Raw genomic sequence first — 16,760 nt, 5'->3', positions numbered from 1 at the left:
CTATTTAATTTGCAGCGATTTAACACTGACTTTGTCTTTACTTAACATCAGAAACGAAAAACAATAATATTTTAATGAAGAAGACTTTAATAGTTGCTCTGCTTTGTTGCCTTGGTTTTGCATCAAGTGTAACCGCACAGCAAAAATCAAATTACGACCACAAAGAGGCTTTTGACCCTTTATTTTCTTACCGACAAGGTACCGTTTACAGAAGTGCCACTGGTGCACCAGGCCCTCAATACTGGCAAAACTCTGCCGACTACCAAATTAATGTAGAACTCAAACCAGAGGAAAATAAATTAGAAGGAAATGTAACTATCACTTACACCAACAATAGCCCAGACCTGCTTCCCTTTGTTTGGCTTCAGCTAGAGCAAAACCTTTTTAATGATGAGTCAAAAGGAGGTAAAACTACAGCATTAGAAGGCGGTAGACATGGCAATATGGGTTTTGAAGGTGGTTATAACATCTCAAACGTAACTGCGGTAAAAGATGTACCCGTTAGCAAAAGACGCTCCATTAGCTCTAGCACTTATGCTTCACACATTATCTCTGATACTAGAATGCAAATCAGACTAAGCGAGCCTTTAAGAACTGGTGAGAAAGTTACCATTTCTATGAACTACGATTTTCCAATTCCTCGCTATGGTTCTGATAGACTAGGAAAACATGAAGCGGCAGACGGTGTTATCTATGAACTAGCTCAATGGTACCCAAAAATGTCTGTATATGATGATGTAGAAGGCTGGAATATACTACCATACATTGGTGGTGGTGAGTTTTATTTAGAGTATGGTGATTTTGAATATAACATTACTGTTCCTTCAGACCATATTGTGGTTGGTTCTGGTGAGCTAATGAATCCATCGGAAGTATTAACTAATACACAAATAAGCCGTTTAAAAGAAGCTGCAAACTCTGACGAAACAGTTATGATTAGAACTGCAGGCGAAGTAAACGACGCTTCTAGTAGACCTAAAAATGATGGCACTTTGACATGGAAATTTAAATGTATCCAAACTAGAGATATAGCCTGGGCTAGCTCAAAAAGCTTTGTTTGGGACGCAGCAAAAATCAACTTACCAAGTGGAAAAACAGCATTGGCTCAATCTGTTTACCCTGCCGAAGTAGGTAGCAATGCTAAATGGGGACGCTCTACAGAGTATGTAAAAGCCAGTGTTGAATTTTACTCTGACTATATTTACGAGTACTCTTACCCAGTAGCTACTAATGTGGCTGGTGTGGTATCAGGAATGGAATACCCAGGAATAGTTTTTTGTGGTGTGGATGATGGTGGAGCTTCTCTTTGGGGTGTTACAGACCACGAATTTGGTCATAACTGGTTCCCGATGATTGTGGGCTCTAACGAAAGAAAATATGCATGGATGGATGAAGGTTTTAACACCTTTATTAATGGCTTATCAAGCAAAGCATTTAACAATGGTGAGTTTTATTCTCCATTAAACAGAAGACAGTACGCACCTTACATGTATGGTAGAGATGCCATCTTAAATATTCCAGAAGTAATCCAGTCAAAGAACTTTGGTTTAGCCGCATACTATAAGCCAGGTTTAGGTTTAGACCTTTTAAGAGAATTAGTTTTAGGCGAAGACAGATTTGACTATGCCTTTAAAGAATATGTGAACAGATGGGCATTTAAGCACCCTACACCTTTCGATTTCTACGAAACTATGGAAGATGCCGCTGGTGAAGACTTAGGATGGTTTTGGAAAGGCTGGATAGCAAACGACTGGAAGATTGACCTTGCGGTGGACGATGTAATGTATATAGACCAATTACCTGCTAATGGTAGTATTATCACTATTTCTACTAAAGAGCAGTTACCTATGCCTGCCATTATTGAAGTAGTAGAATCTAACGGAACTACAAACAGAGTAGAACTTCCGGTAGAAATTTGGCAAAGAGGGTCTGAATGGAAATTTAGATACAATTCTACTTCTCCAATCGTTTCGGTAACTATTGACCCTGATAATAGACTACCAGATGTAAACGGAAAGAATAATACGTGGGAGCCTAAAAGTTACAAGATGCCTGAGGCAAACTAAAAACTGGTTCTTTAAAAATGAAAAGGCTCGATGAAAAAAATCATCGAGCCTTTTTTATGTTTTTATCTTTGGTGATTAATAACTGCCGCCGGCACCGCCACCGCCAAAGCTACCGCCACCAAAACCTCCGAAGCCACCTCCGCCGCCGCCAAAGCCACCACCGAAACCTCCCCCGCCAGACCAGTTTCCTGAATGACGTCCCCAGCCGGTGTAAGTAGTATATTGTCCTGCCGATCCATCTCTCATCATACCTCCACCGCCTCTACCACCTTTCGAGATAGCGGATACTATGATGAAGATAATTACCACCATTAAAAAGAAAGCCCAAACAGGAAACTCACCGCCTGCGTCTGCTTCAGCATCAAACTCACCAGATGTGTATTTTATAATGGCATCCGTACCTTTATCTAAGCCTTCATAAAACCTTGACTCTTTAAAATACGGAATTATGACTCTATCAACTGTTCTTTTGGCATAAGCATCGGGCAAACCACCTTCTAGACCATAACCTGTGGCTATATAAACCTTCCTATCATCAGTAGCCCAAAGCACTACTATCCCATTGTTTTTGCCATCATGCCCTATACCCCATTCTCTTCCGAGTTTAACAGCATAGCTGTTTATGTCATAAGGCTCCACGGTTTTGACCACCACCACCGCTATTTGGTTAGATGTAGTGTCGTCAAAATTTACTAGTTTTTGCTCTAAACGCTGGATTTCTGAACTTGACAGTGCTCCTACAAAATCATTTACCAAACGAGCCGGCTTGGGTGCCGCAGGAATGTCTTGAGCTTTAAGATTAACACCCAAAGCAAAGGTCATTAAGAGCAGTAATACTGCTCTTATATTAAAAAATACTTTAAGTTTTCTCTGTGAGTTAATCATTTAATATTGCCAAAAGAGATGTCGTTTGATATTTCGTTGACATCGTCAGATTGATAAGGAAAGTGTTTTCGAAGAGCCTCGCCGGCCATTTCTATAGCTAAGCTGAGCCCTTCTACGGTATTTCCTGATTGAAGATATTCGAGCATTAATTTCTTTTCTTCTTCCCAGAAATCCGATCCTACTTTTTCATGAATACCTTGGTCTCCGAGAATAGCAAACTGCCTGTCTGAAATAGAAAGATAAAAAAGTACACCATTTCTTAAAGCCGTATGGTCTAAGGAAAGTAAAAGGAAAACCTCTTTCGCTCTTTCGATAGGCGAGTCTATTGGGCAATGTGCTTCCACATGAACCTTAATCTCCCCAGAGGTTTTCAATTCAGCATTGTGAATGGCTGAGGTAATACGATTTTTTTCAGCTTCTGAAAAAACTTTCATATTCTTTATTTGAAATCAAAATCCACGTCTGGTGCATCCTGAGCTCCTTCCGATGCTTCAAAGAAAGCTTTCTTAGAAAAGCCAAAGAAACCAGCCATCAAATTATTAGGGAATGTTCTAACAGAAAGGTTATAATCTCCCACGCCTGCATTAAAATCATTTCTTGCTACCGAAATTCTATTTTCAGTTCCTTCTATTTGAGCTTGAAGCTCTAAGAAGTTTTGATTAGCTTTTAAGTCTGGGTAACGCTCTACTGAAACTAACAGCCTACTTAAAGAACCACTTAATTGGTCTTGTGCTGCTTGAAATTTGGCCATATTCTCTGGAGTAAGGTCATCTGCAGATAGCTGTACTGCTGTTGCTTTTGACCTTGCCTCTATTACGTCTGTCAAGGTTCCTCTCTCAAAATCTGCCGCACCTTGCACTGTTTTGACTAAGTTTCCTATTAAATCAGCTCTTCTTTGGTACTGCGTTTGAACTTTTGACCAAAGGGTCTCTACATTATTATCTTTCTCTACTAAACCATTATAAGAGTTACAGCCATACATACCGAATAGCAGCAAAAAACCTACAATACCTAGGGTTCCTAATTTTTTCATTTTGAAGAAGGGGTTAATTGGTTTTAAAATTATGTAATCAAATGTATCAATTCTCTAACAGTTCTCAAACCGATTAATGAAAACCGGTCAAAAACCATTTTAAGAGGTGATTTTAACTATGGAAGTTCAATCATTGGCTTAGGATAGGCCTCAAAACCTTCTCCATTATAGAGGTTTTGAATTTCTTCGGCAGACAAATCTCTCAGTTCCGGTATCCACGCTTTTACATACGCGGCTTCTGGGTCATATTTTTCTGCTTGTTTCTTTATATGGAAGTACCTATTAGGACGTGGGTCATTTCCTATACCTGCTATATAGTTCCAGTTTCCCCAGTTACTACACACATCATAATCAATCAGCATGCTTTCAAAATAACGTGCTCCCCACCACCATTCTAATTTCAAATCTTTAGTAAAGAAGCTTGCCACTATTTGTCTTCCTCTGTTTGACATATAACCTGTTTGCTTAAGCTCTCTCATATTGGCATCTATAAACGGAATTCCAGTTTCTCCATCCACCCATTTTTGAAAGTCTCCTTTGTCTTGACGCCAGACTTTATTCATATCGTGCTTTATACCGCAAATCTTGAAAAGCCTAATGCCGTACTTCAAAGCCACCAAATGAAAATAATCTCGCCAAATAAGTTCAAAAATCACCCAGTAAGTAGATTCGTTTTTGATTACTTTTTCTTCAAAAAGACGAACCTCATGATAAATTTTTCTTGGCGACACGCATCCCAAGCTTACCCATGCAGATAGTTTTGAAGAAAAATCATTTCCTAAAAGACCATTTCTGGTTTCTTTATAAGTTTTGACGTTTTCGGTTTTCCAGATAAAATTATCTAGCTGTGCTAAACCGGCGGTTTCACCACCTTCATAAAAACTTGGAATGTCTTTGATTTCTTCTTTGTCAAAACCCAGTTCTTCCAAAGTAGGAATACCCGAACATTTGATATCCGCTACACTTTCTAATTGACCAGGAGTTTCAAACAAAGGTCTTACTTTAGCGTGAGCATCCATTTTCTTTCTAAAGTCTGTAAAAACATCAGGAAGAAACTTAATTTGAAAAGGAAGGTCTCTGACGTGGTATAAGGTAGCACCCCAAATTAACTCAATATCAATATTAAGTCGTTTAAGGTTTTGCGAAAGCTCAAACTCCTGAGAGGTTTCTTCTTGAGTTACCTCTTTAGAGGCCAACACATACAGAACGTTCTTCTTCTTAGCTATTTTAGCTAATTCCTCTTCAGGATTCCCTACCCTAATTATCAAATCAGAACCTCGAGCCTGCAAACTCTTTTTTAAGTCTGCCAAGCATTCTAAAAGAAACTTAACTCTAAAGTGTCCCGTTTTCCTGTAACCAAACTTTGATTTCTCGAATTGCCTTGGGTCAATTACATAAACAGGTATTACCCTGCCTAAATCACTGGCCTTTAAAAAAGCCTCATTATCATGTAATCTTAAATCATTCCTGAACCAGAAAAGTATATTTTGCATATTTGAGCGAAGATTTGATGCAAAACTAACAAGTATTTGGCTTAACCGCAGAAAGCTTTTTTAAAGTTTTCCGTTTAAATCCCAGTAATACTCTTTATAGGTAATATCAGTACCTGCTTTCGCTTTTGTTTTAGCGTATTTGTTTATCCAAGTTTCTATACTGGCCGTTTTCTTAAAATCGCCTCCGTACCAATCAAAAAGTTTTGAAACGTTCATTTTATTAGCCGAAACTTCATTCTTAAACGAATCATTTAGGAAACGAACGCCTTGGTCGTCTAACTGAGCATTTAGTTTAGAGGCCACAAAAGCCTCATTTCTTAATGGTGGGCAAGATTTAGCTGCACAAACTAAGGCAAAATGTATACGAGGCTCTTTAAACTGCTTCCTGATTATGCCATGCTCTATATTGTTCAAATCCATGTCCTTCCCTCCTATATTGATAAATTTAACATCCCATGGGGTATTAACAAAAGGTATTTTAATTTTACTTCCAATATCTTTAATACTCGTAATATTTTGGTCGGCATTGTTAAGAATCAATTTTACAGTAAAAGCATTATAGGCATTTATCCAATATGCCAATTTTTCATCCGAAGACCAACTGCTAGCAGGAGCACTTTTAGATATTAAAGCCAAATATTTGTCTAACTGTGCTTCATCTTTAGCAAAGCCTCCATAATTGACAAATCCTTTAGCGTCTACATGTTTTTTCAACAAGCCATCCCAAATAGAATGGCTTACAGGACCGGACGTAGATTCTGGCGAATCAATAGCGAAACAACTTCCTAAGACAAAAAAGAGAGAGGCAAAAAGTGTATAATATCGTTTTTTCATTTTTTTTATATCGTATAGGTTAAAAAGACCTTGAGAATAAAATACGATGGTCCCCCCAAAATAGTTTGATACCGTTAGATCTTAAAACATCTTGCCTTGCATAGCTATACATATACGAAACCCTTTAATTTATAAACCTCTACACTAATTTGAGCACGCATTAGAATTGCACAAATCGAATAAAGACAAAGAAAAAAAATAATGCAAGATGCTTAAAAAAGCCCATACGGAGCCATGTTAACAATTTAATAATGTTTCTCTTATAATAATTTATAGTATTTTTTCTATATTTAGAGTGAGTCTAACTAAATGGGATTTTAATCGGAAACAAAAAAAAGTACTTTTGTGGAAGAGTCCGATCCTTAAAACTTTTTGAAAGACTCTTATTAACAATACTAATGTCAAATTCTTCAAAACAAATTAACCCCAGAGTTATGGTGAGAAAATTTACTTTACTGCGAGCTAGTATGCTTGTAATGGTAGCTATGTTTATGGCTACTGCTGTTTTTGCTCAGAGCGTTATTACCGGTACGGTTACCGACGGTACTAATAATGAACCTCTAATAGGTGCCTCGGTATCGGTGGAAGGAACTTCAATAGGAGCCACTACGGATATTGATGGAAAGTACACACTGAACGGTGTACCATCTGGAAGTGAATCATTATTGGTTACATTTATTGGTTTTACTCGTCAATTGGTAGCTATTGAGTCACAAAGTGTTATTAATATTACATTAGTTGAAGACGCTAACATTCTTTCTGAGATTGTGGTAACATCTGGTGTAATTGATTTTGCCAAAACGAGACAAACTCCAGTTGCCGTTTCTGCCATTTCTACGTCCGAAATTTCTCTTAAAGTAGGAAACTTAGAATTTCCAGAAATCATGGCCAGAACTCCAGGTGTATATGCTACGAAGCAAGGTGGTGGTTATGGTGATTCACGAATAAACCTTAGAGGTTTTGATCAAAGTAACACATCATTCCTTATTAACGGTCAGCCTGTTAATGATATGGAAAATGGATGGGTTTATTGGTCAAACTGGCAAGGTCTTACGGATGTTGCTAGTGGTATCCAAATCCAAAGAGGTTTAGGTGCTTCGAGACTTGCTGTACCTTCAGTAGGTGGTACTATCTCTATCTTTACTAAAGCTGCTGAAAAAGAAAGAGGTACTTCGGTTTCTCAACTTGTAGGAAACAACGGATATTCTAAAACTTCAGCTTCTTTTAACTCAGGTAAAAATTCAAACGGATGGGCTACTTCATTGCTTCTTTCATATTGGAAAGGTGATGGTTACGCTTATGGTACTGCTGGTGAAGGATGGACGTATTTTGGTGCTGTAGGATATCAGCCAGAAGGCTCTAAACATTCTCTTAACCTTTCATTCCTAGGTGCTGCTCAATGGCATCATCAAAGATCTTCATGGGTATCAATTAGAGACTATCAAAACTTTGGCGATAACAGCGGTAAAGATGGCATAGATAGAAGATGGAACACAGACGCAGGTTTCCTAGATGGAGAAGAGTTTAATATGAGACGAAACTTCTATAACAAGCCTCTAGCTACATTTAACTGGGATTGGGATATAAGTTCACAACTTAAGTTGAATACTTCGCTTTATGCTTCTGCTGGTCGTGGTGGAGGAACAGGTCCTCGTGGTAATAACTTTAGAAATGGAGAAATCGATTACTATCCATTTAACATTGACCTTACTACCCAATACAACGAAAATGGTAGAGGAACTCGTGATGCTGACGGCTTTGTAGATTTTGATAAGGCTATTTCGGTTAACCGTTCTACTACCGACCCTTACACAGGTTCAAATAGTAATTTCACTGGACAGCTTTTGGGTTCTAATGGATTCAGAGATGATGGTGTTAATAGAGCTGTTTTAATTAGAAGAGCTTCTATGAACTCACATGACTGGATAGGCGGTATATCAAATTTAGAAGGAACGTTTGGTAAAATAAGAACTTCTATAGGTCTAGATTTAAGATCTTATAAAGGATACCACTACCGTGTGTTAAATGACCTAATGGGTCTAGATGGTTACTATTCTACTGGTAATAGAAACTCTAATGGACAAGTGGTAAATACACTTATTGAAGCCTCTCCATTCAAAGATACAGGTCTTAAAGGGCCAAAAATTGATTACTACAATGTAGGAATAGTAGGCTGGCAAGGAGTAAATGGTTTGGCAGAGTATATAGGCACTAAGCTTACAGCTGTAATTCAGGCCGGTGCATCTAACCAGTCTTTCCAAAGAGAAGACCTATTCGACCAGCCAGCAATGCCACTTTCTGACAAGCAGAACCAAGGTGGTGGATATGTAAAAGGTGGTGCTAACTTTAATATTGATGATAAATCAAACGTATTTTTCAATACTGGGTTTATCTCTAGACAACCACAATTTGACGCTGTATTCCCTAATTTTGCGAACGTAATTAATCCAGATATTCAAAACGAAAAGATTACTTCTTTTGAACTTGGTTACGGATTCATTGCTAAGAATTTCAATGTGAATTTGAATGCATATATCACAAACTGGGGTAACAGATTCCAGTCTCGTACATTATTTAATACTCAGGGAGATTCAGGAACTGCTCAATTCAAGGATATTGATGTTGCTCACAAGGGTATAGAGATAGAGGGAAATTATCGTCCAATGAACAAGTTAAAGCTTCAATTCATGGCCTCTTTAGGCGATTGGAGATATACAAAGGATTTCACTTCTACTATATTTGACAATAACAATCAGCAAATTGGTACTGGAACATTATATTTGAAAGATTCTAAAGTTGGAAATGCTGCACAGACCACAATGGCCTTAAATGCAGACTACAATATCAATAAAACTTTGAGTTTAGATTTGGGTTATCGTTATGCTGGAAACCTTTATGCAGATTACTCTGTAGTTGATGAGGTTTTCACTACACCTGATAACTCAGGGGCGATTAAACTTCCGTCTTATGGCTTAGTAGATGCAGGTCTTACTGCTAGATTTAAATTATTTGGTAGCACTTCTACTTTTAGATTAAATGCAAATAACCTATTCGATGCTCTTTATATTTCAGAATCACAAACAAACATCGCTGCAGAAAGTGGCTCTCCTACTTGGAATGGCGTTGATGTACGTAACTCTGTTTGGTTCGGGTTTGGTAGAACTTGGAATGCCAGTTTAAGACTGAATTTCTAATTCTTAAGACACGCTCTTAAAAGTCCCGCTTCATATGGAGCGGGATTTTTTTGCTTAATCCTATTCTTTTTTAGAAACCACTCCTCAAATAAACCTTTAAAAGACCCTCTTTCCACTTAGGCAAACTCCTTACTTTAAATCCTTTAAACCTTAGCCAGAACCCAATAAAAGTAAAGCTACCAAACAGCCTTTGAGCATACTCTTCACGTAGAGAACATATATATTAGCAAGCATTACTCAGATATTGAGCAAGAAAGTAAGACGTAAGACACTTCTAGTAAGAATATTATGATGATTGCTAATATATTCAGCAACAAAGTGCTAATATTTTACGCATCTTTGAAGTGTAAAAATTAAACGACTCATAAACAAGTCATTAAAACAATACACTTATGTTAGCTTTCAAAAATAATAATCCCGAAAGAGTTTTTGTTCCAATTATCCCTTTAAGAAGAGAGAAGCAAAACCCTTTTGAAAAATCGGCAACCATCACAAAGATGAGTAACAAGAATGCAGACCTACTTAAATTAATGGCTGCTTTCGAGTTAAAGTAATTTAGCACTCAAAAGAGCAACTTTTGTTCTTAATAAATAAGGTATAAAAAAGAGGCTGCCTTTTTGAGACAGCCTCTAAATATAAACCCTTATAAATTAGTTAAACTTAGCTTTTAAAAGCCCCCCTCGTCTCCTGCGTCACCTCCATCCACAGAGTCATCTCCTCGGTTGTTGCTTTTTCTTCTAAACAAACCCTTTCCGTCGCTTTCCATTTTACCAAAACGATACTGGAAATCAATACGGATACTTCTTCTATAAATGCTACGGTTACTTGAAGTTGTGAAATAGTTTAAAGCATCCGTTCTGTTTTCCAAAGCAGATTTAAAGTCAATAGTTTTAACAAATGGATTTTCTAAACCCAAGCCAATACTACCTCTTTTCTTATTTATACTTTTCTTAACGGTTATGCCGTGGAAATAGAAGCCATTTCTGGTTCCTTGAAGCTGCACCCTTGGAGATCTATAAAATGCAAAGAAAGACGCTGCCCAGTCTTTCGGAAAAGAATACGAAGTGTTTAAGTTAAGACCTCCGCTCCAGCCTTCATTTGATATAGTACGATTATCCATATAAGTATAATCTACATTTACTCCACCTCCTAAACGCCATTTGTTTGTAGGGTTCAAATTGGCAGAGATATTAGAACCGTAACGTTTATTTAAACCAATATTCCCATAAGTAGTTTCAGTTACGTCTAATCCGTCTTGTCGGGTAACAGTACTGATAGAAGTAATACTATTATCCTCAATTCTGGAGTATATAGAGAAGTTGATCGAATTAGTACCAAAGTAAGTACTCAAAGCTACCTCAAGCATATCAACCAACTCTGGAGCTAATGTAGGACTCCCGTATGAGATACTATTTGCGTTAGAATAATCTACGAACGGATTTAAATATCTAATGGACGGACGCTGAATTCGCTGTGTATAACTGGTTCTAATAGAACCTGCCTCTTTGAAACGTTTAGATACTGTAATACTCGGCAGAAAATTATCATAACCCGGAATTTCCACATCAGATAGTTCCTTGAAATCGGCATCAATAGTGGTTTTTTCATAACGTACACCTGCTTGAACACCCCATTTATTTGGCAATTCAAAAGTGAACGAAGAATAACCAGCTAAGACGTTTTGGTCATAGTCTAAGAAATTAGATCTGCTATCATTAAGTGCAAAGCTGTTTGTGGTGGTGTTATAGCTATAAAATTGTCCGTCAGAAAGAGCTGAACGTAACACTCCTTTTCCTCCCATTTCCCACTTTATTTTCTCACCCAAAGGTTGTACATAATCTAGTTGGAAACTCAACTCTCGATCTTTTCCTTGATTTTCGCTACTATCAGCTGAAATTCCGTTTTGAAGTGCTGTATAGTAATTGTCAGTATTGTTTTGTGAAACTTGAGCCAAGATAGAAAGCTCCTTTACAGGATTAGCGTATCTCTTGTTGAAGGTAAAGTCTAGATCACTCGAATTACTTTTATCACTTTGATCAATATCTCTGTTATTCTCATATATTAAATCCCTATTAGAATCCAATAAGGTAGATATTTGACCTCCATCACTGCCTCGTACCCTATTTCTTAAAGAATAAGTAATAGAGAAGTTAGTATTCTTATCAAAATCATAGTCAAAAGTACCACTATAACGCCCGCCAGCTCGCACTGCACGGTTATCATCAAGCTGAGTCAAATAAGTAGCCACACCATCAATTACACTCTCTCTAGAATTAATTCCGGTAGTTTTATAATTGTAAGAAGCCCTTCCGCCACCGTTAAGAGAAATACCCCATTTACCATCACGAAGATTAACCCTACCATTACCAGATGAACCTAGAACCCCTACTCCTACATTAATTGAACCCGTAACACCGGCAAGTGTATTTTTCTTCAAAATTATATTAACTATACCAGCCGTTCCATCTCCATCGTATTTTGCACTTGGTGATGTAATTACTTCCACCGATTTAATCTGGTCTGAAGGAATCTGTCTAAGTGCCTCTCCTACACTACTAGCAAAAATTGCCGAAGGCTTATTATTTATAAGAACTCTCACATTAGAACTACCTCTTAATTCCACCTCTCCGTCCAAATCCACGCTTAGCATAGGAACCTTTCTTAGAACTTCTTCAGCAGTACCACCTGTGTTAGAAATATCTTTTTCGGCATTGTAAACCAATCTATCAATCTTGTCTTCAATTAACGAAGCCTGCCCTGTTACGGTTACTGCATCTAACTGAATATTATCCCCTACTAATTTAATTTCGCCTAAATCAACATTTGAATTTTTACGTACCGTCACGTTTTCCAATGACAAAGGCTGATAGCCAACATAGGATACCAAAACCTTATAAGTTCCTGCTTTTACTCCTTCAAACTTGAACTTACCATTATCCGAAGTCAATGTTCCGTCAACTGCCTTATTAGCATCCCAAAGAGCCACAGCAGCAAACTCGACTAAATTATTTGTAACGGAGTCCACAATACTTCCAGAAATTATCGAATTCCCGGCTTGCCCTCTAGACTGCCCGTAAGACAGGTAAGACGACAATAACATTAAGCAAAAGAGTAGTTTTTTCATTTTCTTGATTATTTTAAATTATTACAGGTATAGGAAAGCTTAAACGATTCTACAAAGAAAGACATCATTGCTCTTAAAAATATTGCACCAATGTCATGACAAACGCAGTCAAGTAGATATAAATCAATGATTTGTCGATATTAACAGACTCCTGTCGACCAAAAGCCAATCTTTGAAAAATACAATCTTTGAAAAACACTAGAAATACTAAGTCAAGTGCAGTTCACCGAAAATTACAACTTGCAGCCTGAGAAAACCTTTGTATTCAATTAGCGAGTAATGGCTTTCATGCATCACATAAATGAACTAATTTTGCAGGTCATTTCCGCAGGATAAATTTTCATATGAGTTTCGACAAAGAATTTAATAAGAGAAGAACTTTCGCCATCATTGCTCACCCCGATGCTGGTAAAACTACCTTAACAGAAAAACTTCTTCTATTTGGGGGGGCTATTCAAACTGCGGGAGCTGTAAAATCAAATAAAATCAAGAAGTCTACCACTTCCGATTTTATGGAAATTGAAAAGCAACGTGGTATTTCGGTAGCTACCTCGGTAATGACTTTTGAATACAACGATCTCAAAATAAATATCCTTGATACTCCCGGTCACAAAGATTTTGCGGAAGATACTTACAGAACTCTCACTGCTGTTGATAGCGTAATTTTGGTTATTGACTGTGTTAAGGGTGTGGAGGAACAAACGGAAAAACTAATGGAAGTTTGCCGCATGCGAGACACTCCTGTTATAATCTTTGTCAATAAAATGGACCGTGATGGCCAAGACCCTTTTGACATCTTAGATGAATTAGAGCAAAAACTGGGAATTGGCGTTAGACCAATAACTTGGCCTGTAAATGGTGGTAGAGATTTCAAAGGTGTATATCACTTACTAGAAAATAAGATGAACTTCTTTGCTGTCAATAAGACAAAACTTGAAGAAGATATTTTTGAATATGACCTCGACTCTGAGGTTTTAAGGGGTAAAATAGGCAATAAAGATGCCGACCAACTTCAAGAAGATGTGGAGATGATTGAGGGAATCTATGATGAATTTGATAGAGAAAAATACTTGAAAGGTGATTTAGCTCCCGTGTTTTTTGGAAGTGCGGTAAGCAACTTCGGTGTAATGGAGCTTCTTAATACTTTTTGTAATGTAAGTCCTCTTCCAATTTCTAGAGAAACTGATGTACGCGTAGTGGAACCAAGAGAAAAGAAGTTTACAGGTTTTGTTTTTAAAATCCATGCGAATATTGACCCAAGACACCGCGACAGAATAGCCTTTTTAAGAGTGTGCAGTGGAACCTTTGAAAGAAGTAAATTCTACGAACACGTTCGTTTAGATAAAAAAATGCGTTTTTCTAATCCATATATGTTTATGGCTGATAGCAAAAACGTGGTAGAAGAGGCGTACCCCGGAGACGTAGTGGGTCTTTATGACACAGGTAACTTTAAGATTGGCGATACCCTAACAGAAGGTGAAGAACTACAGTTTACTGGAATACCTAGTTTCTCGCCAGAACTGTTTAGAGAAGTGGTAAATGCAGACCCTATGAAAGCCAAGCAGCTAGAAAAAGGTGTGCAACAGCTTTCAGAAGAGGGCGTGGCTCAGCTATTTATTATGCAGCCTGGAAATAGAAAAATTATTGGTACTGTAGGTGAACTACAGTTTGAGGTAATTGAACACAGGCTACTTCAAGAGTACGGGGCCAAATGTCGTTTTGAAGCAAAACCTTACTCTAAAGCTTGCTGGATAACTTCCAAAGACCCAGATAAATTAGCTGAATTTATTAGGCTAAAAAACAATTTCATAGCCTACGATAAAGACAAAAATCCAGTGTTTCTAGCAGAAACCGACTGGATTTTAAGAATGAATATGGAAAACAACCCTGATATAGTTTTTCATACTACCTCAGAGTTTAAAGTCAAAGCCTGAAAATCAATCTTCAGGAAACGGAATATATACAAAGCCAGCAAATTTGCCATCCATAACGAAAAGGCAGCAATACTCTTCTGGGTTTTTATAGTGTTCCTTAAATAGATCTGCGGATTCTGCCCCTACTATACCACGCTCTATAAACTCCTCTAGCATGGTAGCTTTATACTCATAACGTGTTCCTAGGTCATCTTTATAAAACAGAGTGTTTCCAATAGGTACGTCATTGGCTGTTGCCACAAAAACAGGGTGTTCACTAAATTTTCTACTTCTAATTTGGTATGAACCTTCTTTTAAGTGGTCACATACTTTTAAGAAATCTTCCGTTACTAAACCCATTTGTTTCTTATCTAACTCTGGCGAGTTAGCGTCGTCCATAATTGTGTTTTCGTTCGAATGATTTATCATTGTCCTTTCTATTTAAATTCTGGCTGCTAAAAGAAGCCTTAAATCCCTATGTCTTAAACTAAATTTTTTGGCAATATTCTGATGCGTAATATTTCCTTTGAAGGCATAAACACCTTTAAGAAACCATTGGTTCGTGAGAATCATCTCATCCATACCACCGAGGTTTATTATTTTAAGTAAAAGCGGCGTAAAAATATTGCTCAAACTATGACTGGCCGTATTACTCACACGTGATGCTATGTTTGGCACCGCATAATGAATGACACCGTGTTTCTTAAAAATTGGTTTTTCGTGGGACGTTGGCATAGATGTTTCAATACACCCTCCTTGGTCTATGGCCACATCTATAATTACCGCATTATTCTTCATGCTTTTAACCATATCTTCAGTCACCACTAATGGCGACAATCCTTTCTCAGAACGCATAGCTGCCACCACCACATCTGCTTCGGCTAAAGCTTTACATAGATTTTGCGAATCAAGAATAGAAGTAAATATATGCTGCCCAAGCGAATACCTCAAACGCTGTAATCTATATAAATAAGAATCAAAAATCTTTATATCTGCACCTAAACCTAAAGCAGCTCTGGCAGCGAACTCTGCCACTGTACCTGCTCCTAAAATTACCACCGAAGTGGGCGGAACACCTGCAATACCCCCTAACAAAGTCCCCCTTCCTTTAGCTAAATACTCTGAAGCCAAAAGAATGGCTGAACTACCGGCAATCTCGCTCATGGCTCTAATAACCGCAAGATTACCAGCCACATCTTCCATATATTCAAAGCCAATAGCTGTAATTCTTTTTTGAATCAAAGCCTCAAAATATGCTTTAGACTGATGCTGAAATTGCAGAGCCGAAAGAAGTGCACTTTCTGGCTGCATCAAGGCTATTTCTTCTAAAGTAGGTGGGTCTACTTTGATAACAATCCTACAGGCAAAAACACTATCTCTTGATATACATATCTCAGCTCCTGCTTCACTGTAAGCTTCATCTGTAAAGTCAGCAGCTTCGCCAGCACCTTTCTCCACTTTCACGCTCATTCCGTTTCTTACCAAAACAGAAACAGAATCAGGACTTAAGGCTATTCGTTTTTCTAAAACCGAGTTTTCTTTAGGAAGCCCTATAGAAAACTCACTATTCTGCTCTTTTACCGCCAAAGGTGATTCCTGCGTTTCTAAACTACTCCCAAGTTTTCCTGATGAATCCATCATTCTTTTATTATTTCAAGTCCAATAGTTCTTGATTGATCTTCTTCAATTTCCAAAGAAATAAGAAGATGTGGTACCGGAAGCAAATTAGCTATAACCTCAGGCCATTCTATCAAACATACATTCCCACTATATAAATATTCCTCTATGCCAAAATCGTAGGCTTCTTCCTCATTTTTTAATCTATAACAGTCAAAGTGGTATAGTTCTGCTCCATTATCTATTGGATAAACATTGACAATAGAAAATGTAGGACTTTGCACCGCTTCCGAAAAGCCCAATTGACTGCAAAGCTCTTTTATTAAAGTAGTTTTTCCGGCTCCTAGATTTCCTTCAAACAACCAAACATTGGCATCACCAGCAAATTCTATAATCTGCTGAGCCACACTTGGCAAGTCTTCTAATCTTATATGTTTCAAAGCCTTCTTCACAATAAGCACAAAAGTACTATTATTTTTAAAAATCACCTTTAAAGATATTTCAAGAAGCTTTTAAGCCGTAGTGTAATTTTTATATAATAAATTAGGCTCATTTTGGTTTTAACGTCCAAATTTTAAGACCTTTGTCTTCTAATTTCTAA

13 protein-coding genes are annotated in these 16,760 nt (G+C 37.6%); 4 read left to right on the top strand and 9 right to left on the bottom strand.

Translation table 11 applies throughout. The features are described from left to right. Positions 1-74 precede the first annotated feature (74 nt). Positions 75-2,066, top strand: a complete 1,992-nt coding sequence (locus AADJ06_RS20405; RefSeq protein WP_341228350.1) for a M1 family metallopeptidase — start codon at positions 75-77, stop codon at positions 2,064-2,066. Between the two features lie 75 nt (positions 2,067-2,141). Here AADJ06_RS20405 and AADJ06_RS20400 read toward each other — a convergent pair whose 3' ends face one another. The 5 genes from AADJ06_RS20400 to AADJ06_RS20380 all read right to left on the bottom strand — a co-directional run bounded on the left by AADJ06_RS20400 (position 2,142) and on the right by AADJ06_RS20380 (position 6,311). Beyond that, positions 2,142-2,951, bottom strand: coding sequence for a TPM domain-containing protein (locus tag AADJ06_RS20400; RefSeq protein ID WP_341228349.1), 810 nt, complete (start codon positions 2,949-2,951; stop codon positions 2,142-2,144). Further along, complete coding sequence (locus AADJ06_RS20395; protein ID WP_341228348.1) at positions 2,948-3,385, bottom strand: TPM domain-containing protein; 438 nt, start codon at positions 3,383-3,385, stop codon at positions 2,948-2,950. The genes AADJ06_RS20400 and AADJ06_RS20395 overlap by 4 nt, the downstream gene beginning before the upstream one ends. Positions 3,386-3,390: 5 nt before the next feature. Next, complete coding sequence (locus AADJ06_RS20390) at positions 3,391-3,984, bottom strand: LemA family protein (protein ID WP_341228347.1); 594 nt, start codon at positions 3,982-3,984, stop codon at positions 3,391-3,393. 116 nt (positions 3,985-4,100) lie between these two features. After that, the gene (locus tag AADJ06_RS20385; protein ID WP_341228346.1) at positions 4,101-5,477 is read right to left on the bottom strand and encodes a DASH family cryptochrome; all 1,377 of its coding nucleotides are present in this window, start codon (positions 5,475-5,477) and stop codon (positions 4,101-4,103) included. 60 nt (positions 5,478-5,537) lie between these two features. Further along, the gene (locus AADJ06_RS20380) at positions 5,538-6,311 is read right to left on the bottom strand and encodes a DUF547 domain-containing protein (protein ID WP_341228345.1); all 774 of its coding nucleotides are present in this window, start codon (positions 6,309-6,311) and stop codon (positions 5,538-5,540) included. Between the two features lie 434 nt (positions 6,312-6,745). On the opposite strand from AADJ06_RS20380, the gene AADJ06_RS20375 reads away from it, so the two are divergent. Further along, entirely contained in the window at positions 6,746-9,505 is a 2,760-nt protein-coding gene (locus AADJ06_RS20375) for a TonB-dependent receptor (RefSeq protein WP_341228344.1), read from the top strand. 392 nt (positions 9,506-9,897) lie between these two features. Then, positions 9,898-10,059, top strand: coding sequence for a hypothetical protein (locus tag AADJ06_RS20370; RefSeq protein ID WP_341228343.1), 162 nt, complete (start codon positions 9,898-9,900; stop codon positions 10,057-10,059). Positions 10,060-10,172: 113 nt separating this feature from the next. Here AADJ06_RS20370 and AADJ06_RS20365 read toward each other — a convergent pair whose 3' ends face one another. Further along, positions 10,173-12,629, bottom strand: coding sequence for an outer membrane beta-barrel family protein (locus AADJ06_RS20365; protein WP_341228342.1), 2,457 nt, complete (start codon positions 12,627-12,629; stop codon positions 10,173-10,175). Positions 12,630-12,973: 344 nt separating this feature from the next. Between AADJ06_RS20365 and AADJ06_RS20360 the strand changes: the two genes are divergently transcribed. Beyond that, positions 12,974-14,563 (top strand): peptide chain release factor 3, encoded by a 1,590-nt coding sequence (locus AADJ06_RS20360; RefSeq protein WP_341228341.1) that lies wholly within the window; start codon positions 12,974-12,976, stop codon positions 14,561-14,563. A 3-nt stretch (positions 14,564-14,566) separates the two neighbouring features. Here AADJ06_RS20360 and AADJ06_RS20355 read toward each other — a convergent pair whose 3' ends face one another. From AADJ06_RS20355 to tsaE, 3 genes are read right to left on the bottom strand one after another with little or no spacing between them, the layout of a single operon-like run. Next, the gene (locus AADJ06_RS20355; protein ID WP_341228340.1) at positions 14,567-14,971 is read right to left on the bottom strand and encodes a hypothetical protein; all 405 of its coding nucleotides are present in this window, start codon (positions 14,969-14,971) and stop codon (positions 14,567-14,569) included. A gap of 12 nt (positions 14,972-14,983) precedes the next feature. Next, on the bottom strand, positions 14,984-16,183 hold the full coding sequence (locus AADJ06_RS20350; RefSeq protein ID WP_341228339.1) for an alanine dehydrogenase: 1,200 nt from the start codon (positions 16,181-16,183) through the stop codon (positions 14,984-14,986). Beyond that, complete coding sequence (gene tsaE / locus AADJ06_RS20345) at positions 16,180-16,599, bottom strand: tRNA (adenosine(37)-N6)-threonylcarbamoyltransferase complex ATPase subunit type 1 TsaE (RefSeq protein WP_341228338.1); 420 nt, start codon at positions 16,597-16,599, stop codon at positions 16,180-16,182. Before tsaE ends, AADJ06_RS20350 begins: the two co-directional genes overlap by 4 nt. Positions 16,600-16,760: the final 161 nt, after the last annotated feature.

This window comes from uncultured Arcticibacterium sp. (assembly GCF_964021845.1).
GTDB lineage: Bacteria > Bacteroidota > Bacteroidia > Cytophagales > Spirosomataceae > Arcticibacterium.
The sequence above is the reverse complement of the archived record's forward strand: the minus strand, read 5'-3'. Positions and strand labels throughout refer to the sequence as shown.

Coding starts and splice junctions, on each gene's coding strand:
- AADJ06_RS20405 (WP_341228350.1), top strand. CDS start 75: ATGAAGAAGACTTTAATAGTTGCTCTGCTTTGTTGCCTTGGTTTTGCA.
- AADJ06_RS20400 (WP_341228349.1), bottom strand. CDS start 2,951: ATGATTAACTCACAGAGAAAACTTAAAGTATTTTTTAATATAAGAGCA.
- AADJ06_RS20395 (WP_341228348.1), bottom strand. CDS start 3,385: ATGAAAGTTTTTTCAGAAGCTGAAAAAAATCGTATTACCTCAGCCATT.
- AADJ06_RS20390 (WP_341228347.1), bottom strand. CDS start 3,984: ATGAAAAAATTAGGAACCCTAGGTATTGTAGGTTTTTTGCTGCTATTC.
- AADJ06_RS20385 (WP_341228346.1), bottom strand. CDS start 5,477: ATGCAAAATATACTTTTCTGGTTCAGGAATGATTTAAGATTACATGAT.
- AADJ06_RS20380 (WP_341228345.1), bottom strand. CDS start 6,311: ATGAAAAAACGATATTATACACTTTTTGCCTCTCTCTTTTTTGTCTTA.
- AADJ06_RS20375 (WP_341228344.1), top strand. CDS start 6,746: ATGGTGAGAAAATTTACTTTACTGCGAGCTAGTATGCTTGTAATGGTA.
- AADJ06_RS20370 (WP_341228343.1), top strand. CDS start 9,898: ATGTTAGCTTTCAAAAATAATAATCCCGAAAGAGTTTTTGTTCCAATT.
- AADJ06_RS20365 (WP_341228342.1), bottom strand. CDS start 12,629: ATGAAAAAACTACTCTTTTGCTTAATGTTATTGTCGTCTTACCTGTCT.
- AADJ06_RS20360 (WP_341228341.1), top strand. CDS start 12,974: ATGAGTTTCGACAAAGAATTTAATAAGAGAAGAACTTTCGCCATCATT.
- AADJ06_RS20355 (WP_341228340.1), bottom strand. CDS start 14,971: ATGATAAATCATTCGAACGAAAACACAATTATGGACGACGCTAACTCG.
- AADJ06_RS20350 (WP_341228339.1), bottom strand. CDS start 16,183: ATGATGGATTCATCAGGAAAACTTGGGAGTAGTTTAGAAACGCAGGAA.